Genomic DNA, 14,851 nt, shown 5'->3' on the forward strand with positions numbered 1-14,851 from the left:
TGAGGGGGAACTGTTGTGAGAAATCGAGCGAGAAAATGGATGAACCGGCGAACGATCCTGTTCCAGATGACGATCATCATTTCGCTGATTATTTTGCCCATCTATGCGGTGATTGCGGGCTATTCTTATCGGACCCGGGAATCCTATGTGCGCCAGGGAACGGAAAATGTGGAGCATATCCTGGAGCTCTACATGCAGGTACTGGATGACCGGATCGTGTCCGCAGACGAATATCTGATCAGGGAAGCGGATGATAATCTCTATGCGGTGCAGCTCAAAAATGCTGCGACGGAGAAGGATGCGGGGCTTTCGCCTTATTTTTTCTGGCAGGATCTTTATGCCCGTGTGCGAAACAGCGTAGAAGCGGACGCCTATTTTTTCTGGCAGACCAGAATCGACAGCAGCCAGCTGGCATCAAAAAAGAACTGGTCTGCGCTCCGGGCCACGCTGCTGGATGAAGTGCAGGAGGTGATTCGGGAGGATAAGACTTATAAATGGCAAATTTGCGAGCTGGTGGGAGAAAAATGGCTGGTTCATATTCTTCCGACGACAAAAGATTTTATCTGTGGTTCTCTGATCAATCTCAGTGATATTGAGAAGCAGATCCAGGAACAGTTAAGTGAGGAGCTGGCGGGCGAGGTGCGTTTTCAGGAAAATGCAGGATCAGGGAAAAATCAGGTGTCGGGCGCTTCGAAAAAGAGCGGCTGTTATCTCACGGCCGAAATCAGCCGGAAGGTGTTCTTGAGCCAGACTCCGGCTCAGTCCAGGCTCTTAAGCTTCCTGCTTCTGGTATATGTTCTGGCGGTTCCCATCCTTCTCTATGTGGTCTATATCAAGATGCTTCTGCCCACCCGGCGCATCAACGAGGCCATGCGGCGGCTTGAGGAGAACGACCGGGATTTCCGGATTCAGGAGGAGGGAGAGAATCAGGAGGCGACCCAGATGATTCACAGGTTTAACGCCATGGCGGATCAGCTGGATCATCTGAAAATCCAAGTCTACGAGCAGGAGCTGGAAAAACAGGAGATTGAGGCCATAAACCTCCGGCTTCAGGTCAACCCTCATTTTATCCTGAACTGTCTGAATACGATTTTCAGTCTGACCAAAACCGGGAATCTGGAAAATACCAGGCGCTTTACGAAATATCTGGCGAACTATCTTCGTTTTACCCTCTGGCATACCAGTGGGATGGTGAATCTTATGGATGAGATGAAGGGTGTGGAGGACTATCTGGAAATCCAGAAAATTCGCTATCCAAACGCTTTTACCTATCTGAATTACATTTTTGAGGAGGCGGAAAATGCCCGGATCCCCTCCCTTCTGATCATCAATTTCGTGGAAAATGTCGTGAAGCATGCTCTGACACTGGAGGAAGAGGTGGAGATCATTGTTATTGCCTGTGTAATGGAAAAACGGCTTCGGATCTCCGTCTGCGATACAGGTAACGGCATGGAACCGGAACTTCTGAAGCAGCTTCAAAAGGGGGAGATCGTAGAAAATGAAACAGGAAAACATATTGGTCTCTGGAACTGTCGAAGACGGCTGGAACTAATGTATGGAGAGAACTGTACTTTCCACATTACAAGCCAGCCAGGAGAAGGAACTCAGGTATTTATAGAGATTCCGATGGAGGTGCAAGATGAATCTTTTGATCGTTGATGATGAGATCCTGGCGATTCAGGGCCTTGTGGATGATATGGACTGGAAAAAACTGGATTTTGATGAGGTATTTACAGCCAACAGTTATGCCCAGGCAGTGAATATCATGAATAAACAGGAGATCGATGTCCTGCTTTGTGATATTGAGATGCCTCTTCGGAGTGGTGTGGAACTGGTCCGCTGGGCAAAGGAGCGAAACCCGGAACTGGAATGTATTTTTCTCACCTGTCATGCAGAGTTTTCCTTTGCAAAACAGGCCATTCAGATGGGCTGTCTGGATTATATCCTGAAGCCGGCAGAAACGGAAGAAGTGGAAGAATGCCTGAGAAAGGCTGTGAAAAAGATTCGGAAAACCAGAGAGCCGGCAAGTGTAAAACGTGAAAAAACAGAACCTTCCGTGAGCCGGACTGCAGAAAAGATCATTGGCGATAGTCCAAAGACGAAGGATGCCGTGGAACTGGCTGAGTTTTACATCATACAGCATCTCACAGAGAACCTGAGTCTGGAAGAAGTGGCAGCGGAGGCCTGCGTAAGCCCTACGCATCTCACCCGGCTGTTCAAGAAGCGCTATCAGATGGGGGTAGTGGATTTTGTTACAGAGAAAAAGATGGCACTGGCAGAAGAACTCATGAAGCAGGAAAATCTGACGGTGAGTTATATCGCTTCTAAACTCGGATATAGCAATTATTCCTATTTCACGAAGGTTTTCAAGAAATATACGGGCAAAACGCCGACGGAATACAAGAAAGAACTGGCAAAAAGTTGAAATAGTGCCAGCCTATGTTGGGATTTTGTCAGCAGACAGAGAAAAAGTGCTGAAAAAAGTCGGGATTTTGCAAGCGGAAAAACGTCGGATTTCATATAATTAGGCCATCAAAAAACACGGAATCAAGTTCAAGGGAGGAACGTATGATGAAGAAAAAAGTATTGGCATCTGTCCTGGCACTGACAACTGTATTGTCCGCAGCAGCAGGAGTGTCTCTGGGGGCAAAAGCAGATGAGGAACCGTATGAGATCGTGATGGCAATCCCGACTTTGGGAGCCGAACCCTCCGGTCTTCTGGATGTGGAAAATGCAGTAAATGAGATCGTGGAGCCGGAATTGGGAGTAAAGGTAACTCTGTATCCGATTTCTTTTTTTGATCTGACATCTCAGCAGAACCTCATGATCACTTCCGGTGACAAGCTGGATCTGGCAAGTACGATATTCAGTAGCCTTGGAAGCTGGGTAGATAAAGGAGCTTTCATGGAATTGGATGAGCTTTACGTTCAGTATGGAGCGGATATTGAGAAAGCGGAAGGAAGAGCTATGGCTGGTGGTTATTATAATGGCAAGCTTTATGCCATTCCTTCTGAAGAAAAACAGGCTCGTTCCTATGGCTTTTACGCAAGAAAAGATATGGTAGATGAGTTGGGTATCAATTTTGATGAGGATAAAACTTATACTCTGGATGATCTTGAAAAGCTTTTCGCTGCTTATAAAGAGAAATATGGAGATGGTTATTATTGTGTAGCCGGAACAGCTTCCAATTCAGACTTTTATGGCTATGTTCATGAAGTAGATAATCTTGGTTCCTCTAATTCTACCGGAATCCTGGCAGGAGGCGGTCTGGATGATGATCTGACCGTGCAGAATATGTACGCTCTGGATTCTTATAAAGAATATGCGGATACGATGTATGCCTGGGCTCAGGCCGGTTATTATTCACCGGATGCAGCGACCAATACGGATGCAAACACCGTTCAGATCCAGTCGGGCTATTATCTGGGAACTTTTAACAGCACAGAAACAGATATGACAGCAAACCTTTCCAGAGACTGTGGCTATGAGATGGCAAAGATTGAACTGGTACCAGCTTACGCAGAGACCAGTATGTACCAGAGTACGATGTGGTCCATTCCTTCCACTTGTGAGAATCCGGAGAAGACCTTCCAGTTCCTCAATTACCTCTATGCAGACAACGGTCTTGCCAATATGCTGACCAATGGACTGGAGGGCGTCAGCTATGTGGTTGAAGAGCAGGGCGAGAGACCGGGTCAGGCAGTGATCCGTTACGCAGATGGTGTGGATGCAGCCAACAGTCCGTATACGATGCCGCTTCATGTATATGGAGACAAATTAAATGTAGCTGTTTATTCTCCGATGACCCTGGATTACTACACCATGGCTGAGGAGTTTAATGAAAATCTTCCGGAAGAGAGGATTTCTAAGACTCTGGGCTTCGTATTCAACAGTGAGTCTGTTGCTACAGAAGTGACAGCCATTGATGCAGTGGTTGCCCAGTACAGCGGTATCATCGCAGCAGGTGCGCAGGATCCGGCAGATGTCCTTCCAAAATTCCTGGAGAATCTGAATGCGGCAGGTATTGATAAAGTCATCGCTGAGAAACAGAGCCAGCTGGATGCATGGCTGGCAGAGCAGGCAGGGTGATAAAGAGTACGAATCGAGAATAAGCACTTAACGCTCCAGCATGTCAGCAGACTTGCATGAGATAAAGAATGAATGAAACAGAAAGGATGTGGGTTGGACGGTTCTTCACTCACATCCTTTTTCTAATCGCTTCTGTGCATTCAAGTTTGCAGACAAGCTACCATTTTTTATACAGGAGGACTTTATTATGGCAGCAGGCACACGCACGGTAGGAAAGAAAAAGATTAAAATCCGCTGGAAACGGGTATTGCCCATGTATCTTCTGGCCCTTCCGGGTATCATCTACATGATCTGCAACAATTACATTCCCATGTTCGGCATCACCATTGCCTTCAAGAAACTGAATGTCAGCAAAGGCTTTTGGGGAAGTGACTGGTGCGGACTGGACAATTTTAAATTTCTTTTTAAATCCAGTACCACATGGACGATCATCCGGAATACGATCCTTTACAATGTGACCTTTATCATTCTGGGAACGGTGATCTCCATTGCGGCGGCTATCCTTCTAAATGAGGTAAAAAATTATGCGGCCACCCGTTTTTATCAGAGTGTGATCCTGCTTCCCTATCTGATGAGCTGGGTTGTGGTGAGCTATCTGGTATACACGCTTCTGGCAGCAGATACCGGCCTGATCAATTCCGTGCTGAAAACACTTGGCATGAAACCAATCAACTGGTATCAGGAACAGAAATACTGGCCTTTTATCCTGACTTTTTGCAACATCTGGAAGGGAACCGGTTATTCCATGATCATCTATCTTTCCAGCATTGTGGGGATCAGCCAGGATTATTATGAAGCAGCCCGTATCGACGGTGCGACAAAGTGGAAACAGATCACAGATATCACGCTTCCTCTTTTAAAACCGACGGTCATCACCATGCTGATCCTGTCTGTAGGTCGTATTTTTGCTTCTGATTTCGGTCTTTTTTACCAGATCCCGAAAAATTCCGGCGCTCTCTATAACGTGACTCAGACCATCGATGTTTATGTATACAATGCGTTGATGAAAAATGCCGATTATGGCATGTCTTCCGCAGCCAGTGTCTTCCAGTCCATCGTTGGCTTCCTGTTTGTCGTTGTGGCCAATGCACTGGTACGGAAATACAGTGAAGAAAATGCTTTGTTCTAAGGAGGGAAAGAAGAATGAAAGAATCATCCAAATGGAATCTGCTGGCAAATGCAGTCATGATCCTTTTTGCTGCTTTGGCTTTGCTCCCCTTTATTCTGTTGATCATTGCTTCTTTTACGGATAATCAGTGGGCGACGGTCAACGGTTTCAGCTTCTGGCCGGCAAAATGGAGTCTGGAGGCATACAATTACATTGCTTCTTCGTGGAAATCCATCGGGCATGCGTATCTGATGACAGTTGTAGTGACTGTTCTTGGTACCCTTTTAAGCCTTTGTGTCACAACGGGTTTTGCCTATGCTCTTTCAGATACGACTCTGCCGGGGCATCGGCTCCTGAATTTTATGTGTGTTTTCACCATGTTGTTTTCCGGTGGTATCGTAGCAAGCTATTATACCTGGAGTCAGATCTTCCATATCCGGAATACCATGTGGGCGCTGATCTTTCCGGGACTGATGATGAATGCCTTCAATGTTATCTTGGTGAAAAACTATTTCAGGTTCAGTATTCCCGCCTCGCTGATTGAGGCTGCCCGGATTGATGGAGCCGGGGAGATCAAGATTTTTTTCCAGATCGTACTTCCGCTTTCCACACCGATCCTGGCCACCATTGGCCTTATGACAGGTCTTCTTTACTGGAATGACTGGAACAATGGTCTTTATTACCTGAGCCAGAGAGGTGGAAGTGATTATTATACGATTCAGATCCTGTTGAATCAGATCAATGAGAATGTGCAGTACCTGGCAAAAAATGCTTCTCAGATGGGAATTACCGGTATCGGAACTTTGCCGACGACCACTGTCCGTATGGCGATCGCAGTGGTTGGTATTCTTCCTGTGCTGGTGATCTATCCATTTCTTCAGAAATATTTCGTAAAAGGTATTACCATGGGAGCTGTAAAGGAGTAAACTGTAGAAAAAGGGAGGATATCCATTATGGATCAGAAGATCAGAAAACTGCTGGCGGGAGAGGGCGGAAATTATATTTTCCCCTTTTTCTGGCAGCATGGAGAAACAGAAGAAGTCCTTCGGGAATATATGAAAGTCATTGCAGAGAGCAACATCGGGGCTGTCTGTGTGGAGAGCCGGCCACATCCGGATTTTGTCGGGGAAAAATGGTGGCAGGATATGGATGTGATCCTAGATGAAGCCAGAAAACGGAACATGAAGGTCTGGATTCTGGACGACAGTCATTTTCCCACAGGCTATGCCAACGGCGCACTGAAAAATGCAGATGGGAAACTGAGACGGCAGAGTCTGACTGTCCGGAGTCTGGATTGTCCGAAAAGCGATACAGACATGGAGGTTTCTTTGGATAACTATCAGAAAGCCGCTCCCTGGGAACCGAATCAGATGGAACAGCACATGCTTCAGGGACAGGAATGGAAGCTTTTTGATGATGATCAGCTGATCGGTGTGACTGCGGTCCGGGAAGGCGGAAAAACGGAAGCGGATATTCTGGATCTTTCCGGACAGATTCCTTCCGGGAAGATCGTATTTCCGGTTCCGGAAGGAAAATGGCAGCTTAAATTCTGTATCCTTACGAGAAATCGTGGCCCTCACAGGGATTACATCAATATGATGGATGAGGAGAGCTGCCGCGTTCTTATCGATACGGTCTATGAACCGCATTATCAGCATTACGCAGCAGATTTTGGAACAACGATCGCCGGCTTTTTCTCTGACGAACCGGAGATTGGAAATGGTCATCTCTATGAGATGGGAAAAAAGATCTATGAGATCGAGGATCAGCCCTGGAGCCGGGAAGTGGAGACTGAATTGAAAAAATGCTGGGGAGAAAATTATCACAAATTCCTGCCGCTGATCTGGGAGCAGCCTGTTGACGGGAAGCTTTTGGCGAGAGTCCGCTATGACTATATGGACACCGTGACGAAGGCCGTGCGGAAAGATTTCTCCTTTCAGCTCGGAAACTGGTGCCGTGAGCATGGCGTGGAGTACATCGGCCACCTCATCGAGGACAACAACCAGCACAGCCGTACCGGCAGCAGCCTGGGGCACTATTTCCGCGGACTGGCGGGGGAGGATATGTCAGGCATTGATGATATCGGCGGTCAGGTACTGCCTCAGGGAGAAGAAGCAGAAGGCAATCCATTCCAGCCCAGAGACGGCCATTTTTACCATTATGTTCTGGGCAAACTGGCTTCCTCCGCGGCTGCCATCGAGCCCCTGAAAAAAGGCCGCTCCATGTGCGAGATCTTCGGAGCCTACGGCTGGTCCGAAGGCGTTCAATTGGAAAAGTTCCTTCTGGACCATTTCCTTGTACGCGGAGTGAACCATTATGTTCCCCATGCTTTTTCTGCTAAGGACTTTCCGGATCCGGACTGTCCGCCGCATTTTTATGCTCACGGAAACAATCCGCAGTACCGCCATTTCGGAAGCCTGATGAAATATGCCAACCGGATGTGTGAACTGATCAGTGGAGGAACGCATATCGCTCCGGCAGCGATCCTTTATCAGGGAGAGTCTGACTGGTGCAGTGACTGTATGATGATGCAGGAGCCGGCACGGCTTCTGGCAGAAGCACAGATCGAATATGACTTTATCCCGTCAGATGTATTTGCAGAGAGAGAGTCTTACCGGACAGAGATCGGCAGCACATTGAAAGTGAATACCCAGGAATATCAGATTCTGATCGTTCCGAAATATAACTACATTCCAAAAGCCGCGGCGGATGGAATTGCGGAATTCCTGAAAAAGGGCGGTCAGGTATTTTTTATAGAAGACTATCCGGAGAACTGCTGCGAGGGAATGGCGCTTCCGGAAGAGATCCACAGAGGAATCTGCTTGGCACTTCCGGAACTGCTCCCGGCACTGGAAAAAACGAAGGTGCGGGAAGTAAGGATCACACCGGCAAACCGAAGACTTCATTACCTTCATTATAAAGAAGAAACCGATCGTTATCTTTTTGTAAATGAAGACCATGCGGATTACACCGGCGAGATTTACATGGAAAAGAAAGGGGATTGCTATGCCTATAATCCCTGGGAGAACCGTCTGGAGAGCCTTTCCGCGAAGGAGACAGAGGACGGAACCCTCTTTTCTGTAACGATCGAGCCGCTGAAGCCGCTGGTTGTTATTTTTGATGAGACCGAAGAGACACTTTCTGAGCCGCTGGTTCTCTCTGGGGAAAAACAGCCTCTTGCTGCAAACTGGAAGCGGAGTCTTTGCCGGAGCATCGACTATCCGGCCTTCCAGAAAGAAAAAACGGTTACTCTGCCGGATCACCTGGCGGAGGAAGAACCTCTGTTTTCCGGCTTTGTCCGCTATGAAAATACGATCAGCTGTAAAAAAGGTGAGGGTCTTCTTCTGGAGATCAGCAAAGCCGCCGAGGGCGTGGAAGTCTTTGTGAACGGCGTCAGCGCCGGGATCCAGATTGCGGCTCCGTACCGTTATGACCTCAGCAGTTTGGTGAAAGAGGGCGAAAATGAACTTCGCATTGAAGTGGCGACCACGCTGGAGCGGGAAATGTCACAGCATCCCGATCCCATGATGGCGATGATGGGTGTCAAATCAGTGCCAACCAGTGAGTCTGGAATCACAGGAATGGTGTGTATCGAGAAATAACAAGGAGGAAAATCCATGGAAAAACAGCAGCTGGAAGCCTTGCTGAAAGAGATGTCCCTGGAGGAGAAGGTAGGACAGCTTTTTCAGATCATTGGTTATTATTATGTGGAAGAAGGAAAAAAATTTATTACAGGGCCGGACAGCGGCTTGAATCTTTCCGATGAAAACGGGGCTCTGACAGGTTCTGTTCTGGGACTTCAGGGAGCGGAACTTAGTAAAAAGATCCAGAAAGAATATATGGAGCATCAGCCACACCATATCCCTCTGCTTTTTATGATGGATGTGATCCATGGGATGAAGACTATTTTTCCGGCTCCGCTGGCTCAGGCGGCTACCTTTGAGCCGGAGCTTACAAAAGAAGGTTCGGAGATCGCGGCAAAAGAGGCAACGGCTGCAGGCCTTCATGTGGCTTTTTCTCCCATGGCAGATCTGGTACGGGATCCCAGATGGGGGAGAGTGGTGGAATCTTTCGGAGAGGATCCGTATCTCAGTTCCTGTTTTGTGAAAGCCCAGGTGGAAGGCTTCCAGGGTTCTGATATGAAAGCGCCTGGAAAAATCTGTGCCTGCGTCAAGCACTTTGCAGGTTATGGCGGAGCAGAGGCAGGCCGGGATTATAACACGGTAAGCATGGACAGCCATACCTTTCAGGAATTTTATCTGAAAGGGTATCAGGCAGGCATCGATGCCGGAGCTGGTATGGTCATGACGTCCTTTAACACCATTGACGGAATCCCGGCATCCACAAACCATCATCTGATGAGAGATATTCTCCGTGGAGAGCTTGGATTTGATGGTGTTCTGATCTCTGATTTTGCTGCCATTAAAGAAACCATCGCCCACGGCTACAGTGAGAATGGGGAGAAAGCCGCAGAAAATGCCCTTCGTGCCGGTGTGGATATTGATATGATGACGACTACATATCTGGATCATGTGGCAGATTTGATCCAGAAAGGCGTTCTGAAAGAAGAACTCCTGGATGAAAGCGTGATGCGGATCCTGGAACTGAAAAACAGACTGGGACTCTTCGAAAATCCATACAAAGATGCGGATGAAGAAAAAGAGAAGGAACTCTTCCTCTGCCAGGAACACCGGAAGACAGCCAGAAAAGCGGCAGTAAGATCCTTTGTTCTTCTGAAAAACGACGGGATCCTGCCGGTGGATACAGAGAAAAAAATTGCCTTTATCGGACCTTATACAGACCGGAAAGAGATGCTGAGCAGCTGGGCTATCACCGGGGACGCAAAAGACAGTGTGACGATCCGGGAAGCAGCAGAGGAAGTCTTTGCTTCTGATCGTACGGTTTATTTACAGGGATGTCCGGTGCTGACACCGGGCTTCGGAACGGCACAGCTTCGTCTTGAAGTCGAGGAAGAGCCTTCGGAAGAAGAATGCAGACAGATGAAAGAGAAAGCCTTGAAGGCAGCGGCAGAAGCCGATCTGGTGATCATGCCTCTTGGCGAACATTTTAAGGAATCCGGAGAAGCAGCCAGTAAGGCGAATATCGAGATCCCAGAGATTCAGCTGGAACTTCTGGAAGAGGTTGTACGGGTAAATCCCAATGTGGCAGTTGTTCTTTTTAACGGTCGTCCCTTGGATCTTCGAAAGGTCAGCCGTCTGGCGAAAGCCATTCTGGAGGTCTGGCTTCCCGGTACGGAAGGCGGTCATGCCATCATCGATGTGCTGACCGGAAAAATAAATCCATCCGGAAAACTGCCTATGAGCTTTCCGTACTGTGTGGGACAGGTGCCGGTCTACTATAATGCTTATTCGACAGGCCGGAGTGATTTCAAGGGCTGTACGGATCATTTCCGTTCCCGTTATCTCGATATTCCGAATGAGCCTCTCTATCCTTTCGGTTATGGTCTGAGCTACACGGAATTTGAAATCTCCGCTCCGGAACTGACAGAAGATACCCTTTCTGCAGACGGCAGTCTGGAAGCCAGTGTGACAGTGACCAACAAAGGAACCCGCCAGGGAACGGAAACACTGCAGCTCTATATCCAGGATGTCTTTGCCAGTGTGGTACGGCCGGTGAAGGAACTGAAAGGGTTCCGGAAAGTTACGCTGGAACCGGGAGAAAGCAGAAGAGAAACGTTCCGCATCGATGAAACCATGCTCCGCTTTCTGCGGGGTGATGGGACGGTTGGCAGCGAGCCGGGAACATTCCGGGTATGGATCGGAAACAGCAGTGTAGGGAAAGAATTTGAAGAATTCACATTGCTTTGATGATAAAATGAGCATAGCTGTATGCAAGGAGGTTTTATACATGAAAATTTATGTAAACGGCAGCATTGGCCGTGACGGAGACGGTACAAAGGAAAGACCGTTCCGCCGCATCAACGATGCGGCAAAGATTGCAAGACCGGGTGATGAAGTTCTGGTTTCTCCGGGCGTTTACCGGGAGTATGTGGATCCGATCTATGCAGGAACAGAGGAAGCCAGGATCAGTTACCGGAGCACAGAACATCTGGGAGCAGTTATTACTGGTGCGGAAAGAATCCAGTCCTGGACGCCATACAAGGAGAATGTCTGGGTCTGCCGTGTGGCGAACAGTCTTTTTGGAACTTACAATCCGTATACCACGCTGGTATATGGAGACTGGTATTTTGCCAAAGCAGATAAACATACGGGATGTGTGTATCTCAACGATCGGGCGCTCTATGAGACAGCCACTCTGGAAGAATGCATGAAAGGCGAAGTTTACGAGTGCAGCTGGGTTCCGGAGGAATCTATCTATAAATGGTATACCGAACAGGATGCCAAAAAGGATGAAACCGTGATTTATGCCAATTTCCAGGGGAAAAATCCCAATGAGGAAAATGTAGAGATCAACGTGCGCCGGGAGTGCTTTCTGCCGTCAAAAACCGGTGTGGGCTATATCACAGTCAGCGGCTTCGTAGTGACAAAGGCAGCTACCACCTGGGCACCGCCGGCAGCTTATCAGGATGGTATGATCGGCCCGCACTGGAGTAAAGGCTGGATCATTGAGGACTGCGAGATCTCCAACAGCAAATGCGCGGGTGTTTCCCTTGGAAAATATCTGGATCCGGACAATAACCATTATTTCACCTATAAATATGTAAAGAGTCCCACTCAGATGGAACGTGATGCAGTCTGCCGTGGCCAGTATCATGGCTGGCTGAAAGAAAAGGTGGGAAGCCACATCATCCGTCGGAACAACATCCACCACTGTGAGCAGGGCGGTATTATTGGTCGGATGGGCGGCGTGTTCAGCCTCATCGAGGACAACCACATCCATCACATCAACAATATGATGGAGCTTGGCGGAGCGGAGATTGCAGGTATCAAGATGCATGCGGCTATTGATGTGGTCATGCGGAGAAATCACATCCATCATTGTACCATGGGTATTTGGTGTGACTGGGAAGCCCAGGGCACACGCCTTTCACAGAACCTTCTTCATGACAACCAGCGCCCGGCTTTCGCCAAACAGTTGAAGGGCGGCATGATGTCCCAGGATATCTTCGTAGAGGTAGGCCACGGCCCGACTCTCATCGACAACAATATCCTGCTCTCTGATGCGAGCCTTCGTTTTGCCACTCAGGGAGTTGCTATGGTACATAACCTGATCTGCGGCGCCCTCACCTGCGTGGGAGACGGCACCGGGCCCCGTTATACGCCCTACCACATTCCTCACCGCACGGAGGTCATGGGCTTTATGACGATTCTCCACGGGGACGATCGTTTCTATAATAATATTTTTGTCCAGAAATGGCCTGCCGAGGATTTTGTGACAATCCGCGATTCTTCCGAAGGTTTTGACACCGAGAATCGGAAAGCCGGTACCTGGGTCTTTGACGGTTATCCCACTTATGAGGAATGGATCGCTCAGTTTGATTTCTCCAAACCTGCGGATATGGCAAAACTCTATCCCGCTCACGAGGGTCATCTCCCGGTCTGGAGCGAGGGAAACGTCTATTTGAATGGAGCCAAAGCCTGGGAGCATGAGAAAAATGGCCTGACCGTTTCTGAAAAAGTCAAGGTAGATCTCGTGGAAAGAGATGGAAACTATATGTTGGAGACTAATCTCTACGAGGTACTCGGCGGTTTTTCCAGCCGTATGATCAATACGGAAGTTCTGGGAAAAGCCTTTGAGCCGGAAGAACCTTTTGAAAATCCTGACGGAACGCCGATTCAGTTTGACATGGATTATTTCGGTGGTCATCGTGGAGCTGGTGTCCTGCCCGGTCCCTTCGCGGCAAAAGAAGACGCAGAGAAAAAATTATATTGAATTTACGGGCTGCCTGGCTGCTTTGGGCAGCCCTTTTTATATTTCCCGGTGACAGAAATCCGGGAATGGGATATAATGAATGTATTATTTTGTTGAATGGCCATAGAATTGCGTGAGTTGCTTTGCAGCAGAGTAATTCGTAGGCACCAGGAAGAGAAAGGAACGACGCTATGTTTGCACTGCCCCCGGCTTTTGAAGAAAAAATGAAAAAAATTCTGAAAGAAGAGTATCCGGCTTTTCGTGAAGGCTATGAACTTCCGCGAAAGTTCGGTCTTCGTATCAATCGGGATAAGATCACGCCGGAGGAGTTTGAAAAACTGGCACCGTTTGAATTGACACCGATCCCCTGGGTAGATAATGGTTTTTATTATGGAGAAAATGACCGTCCGTCCCGCCATCCCTTCTATTATAGTGGATTATATTATCTCCAGGAGCCCAGTGCCATGACACCGGCAAACATCCTTCCGGTGAATCCCGGCGATAAGGTTCTGGATCTCTGCGCAGCCCCCGGCGGCAAGGCTACGGAGCTCGGTGCGAAACTTCACGGCAAAGGCCTTCTGGCGGCAAACGACATCAGCGGCCCCCGGGCCCGGGCTCTCCTGAAAAATGTGGAGGTCTTCGGCATCCCCAACTCCCTGATTCTCAACGAAGTCCCGGCCAAACTAGCGGAAAACTTCCCGGAATTTTTTGATAAGATCCTGGTGGATGCACCCTGTTCCGGAGAAGGCATGTTCCGAAAAGATCCGGACACAGCCAAAGCCTGGAAACCGGAAAAACCGTTGGAATGTGCCCGGATGCAGAAAGAAATCATTCTCCGGGCTGCCGATATGCTCCGTCCCGGTGGCATGCTTCTCTATTCGACCTGTACGTTCTCCCCGGAAGAAAATGAGCAGATGATTTCCTTTCTTATGAAAGAGCGCCCGGAATTTGAAATTCTCCCGATTCCTAACCGCTATGAGGGCTTTGCCCCCGGCCGTCCGGAACTTATTGAAAAAGAATGGCTCCCGGCAGAACTCTGGGATGAGGACGTTTTTGACAGTCTGACGGAAGAGCAGAAGGCTTCTCTCACAAACTGCGCCCGGATCTGGCCGCACCGCATGGGAGGAGAGGGTCACTTCCTTGCTCTCCTTGGGAAAAAAGGCGATACTTTAGAACTTGCCTTGGAAGAACCGGTCGTGAAAAAGGGAAAGAAGAAACGGAAAGAAAAACAGAGCGATTCTGCGAAAAAGTTCTCTAAAGAGCTGACACCCTTCTTCGATTTCGCAAAAGATCTCGACGTGGACTGGGATTTCACTCGTATTGAAGTGCGAAAAGGCCAGGTCTACTATGTGCCCGCTGAGTCCGCTGCTGTCCGCGGGCTGGTATTCCTTCGGAACGGTCTCTATCTCGGAGAGATCCGCAAAGACCGCTTTGAGCCCTCTCAGGCTCTGGCTGTCTCCCTTAAAAAAGCGCAGTACTGGAATGCGATCGATCTTCCCGCCGACGATGAGCGAATCCTTCATTATCTGAAAGGAGAGACCATCGAGATCGAGCCGGAGGAAGCGAAGAGCCCCAAAGGCTGGCAGCTCCTCTGCGTCTCCGGTTATCCCTTAGGCTGGGGCAAGCTGGTAAACGGCCTTTTGAAGAACAAGTTCCTGGCCAGCTGGCGGCTGTCCTGAACCTGCTAAAAATATTAGAGTTGTGCGAATAATTCTGATATTGTATAAACAGTTTAAAAAATATGAAAAATTTCAAAAAAAGGTGTTGACATTCCGCGGAAGGGGTGATATGATAGTCAACGTCGCAGGGAGCTGCGGCGGA

The 14,851-nt window shown here is 48.6% G+C and carries 9 protein-coding genes; all 9 read left to right on the top strand.

Features of this window, described 5'->3' with window-relative positions; genetic code table 11:
• Positions 1–15 precede the first annotated feature (15 nt).
• Complete coding sequence (locus LKD71_RS18355) at positions 16–1,659, top strand: sensor histidine kinase (RefSeq protein ID WP_227615373.1); 1,644 nt, start codon at positions 16–18, stop codon at positions 1,657–1,659.
• On the top strand, positions 1,640–2,425 hold the full coding sequence (locus LKD71_RS10565) for a response regulator transcription factor (RefSeq protein ID WP_227615374.1): 786 nt from the start codon (positions 1,640–1,642) through the stop codon (positions 2,423–2,425). The genes LKD71_RS18355 and LKD71_RS10565 overlap by 20 nt, the downstream gene beginning before the upstream one ends.
• Before the next feature lie 143 nt (positions 2,426–2,568).
• Positions 2,569–4,089, top strand: a complete 1,521-nt coding sequence (locus tag LKD71_RS10570) for an ABC transporter substrate-binding protein (protein ID WP_227615375.1) — start codon at positions 2,569–2,571, stop codon at positions 4,087–4,089.
• Positions 4,090–4,276: 187 nt separating this feature from the next.
• A complete protein-coding gene (locus LKD71_RS10575; protein ID WP_227615376.1) occupies positions 4,277–5,218 on the top strand; it encodes an ABC transporter permease in 942 nt (313 codons plus the stop codon).
• 14 nt (positions 5,219–5,232) lie between these two features.
• Positions 5,233–6,123 carry a carbohydrate ABC transporter permease gene (locus LKD71_RS10580; protein WP_227615377.1) on the top strand — a complete coding sequence of 297 codons (891 nt, stop codon included), beginning with the start codon at positions 5,233–5,235 and terminating at the stop codon, positions 6,121–6,123.
• 27 nt (positions 6,124–6,150) lie between these two features.
• Entirely contained in the window at positions 6,151–8,799 is a 2,649-nt protein-coding gene (locus tag LKD71_RS10585; protein ID WP_227615378.1) for a glycosyl hydrolase, read from the top strand.
• A 15-nt stretch (positions 8,800–8,814) separates the two neighbouring features.
• Positions 8,815–11,025 carry a beta-glucosidase BglX gene (gene bglX / locus LKD71_RS10590; protein WP_227615379.1) on the top strand — a complete coding sequence of 737 codons (2,211 nt, stop codon included), beginning with the start codon at positions 8,815–8,817 and terminating at the stop codon, positions 11,023–11,025.
• 40 nt (positions 11,026–11,065) lie between these two features.
• Positions 11,066–13,051: a right-handed parallel beta-helix repeat-containing protein gene (locus tag LKD71_RS10595; protein WP_227615380.1), complete on the top strand. Its 1,986-nt coding sequence runs from the start codon at positions 11,066–11,068 to the stop codon at positions 13,049–13,051.
• A 170-nt stretch (positions 13,052–13,221) separates the two neighbouring features.
• Positions 13,222–14,709: an RsmB/NOP family class I SAM-dependent RNA methyltransferase gene (locus tag LKD71_RS10600; RefSeq protein ID WP_227615381.1), complete on the top strand. Its 1,488-nt coding sequence runs from the start codon at positions 13,222–13,224 to the stop codon at positions 14,707–14,709.
• Positions 14,710–14,851: the final 142 nt, after the last annotated feature.

It is taken from the genome of Fusicatenibacter faecihominis (assembly GCF_020686945.1).
Lineage (GTDB): Bacteria > Bacillota > Clostridia > Lachnospirales > Lachnospiraceae > Limivivens > Limivivens faecihominis.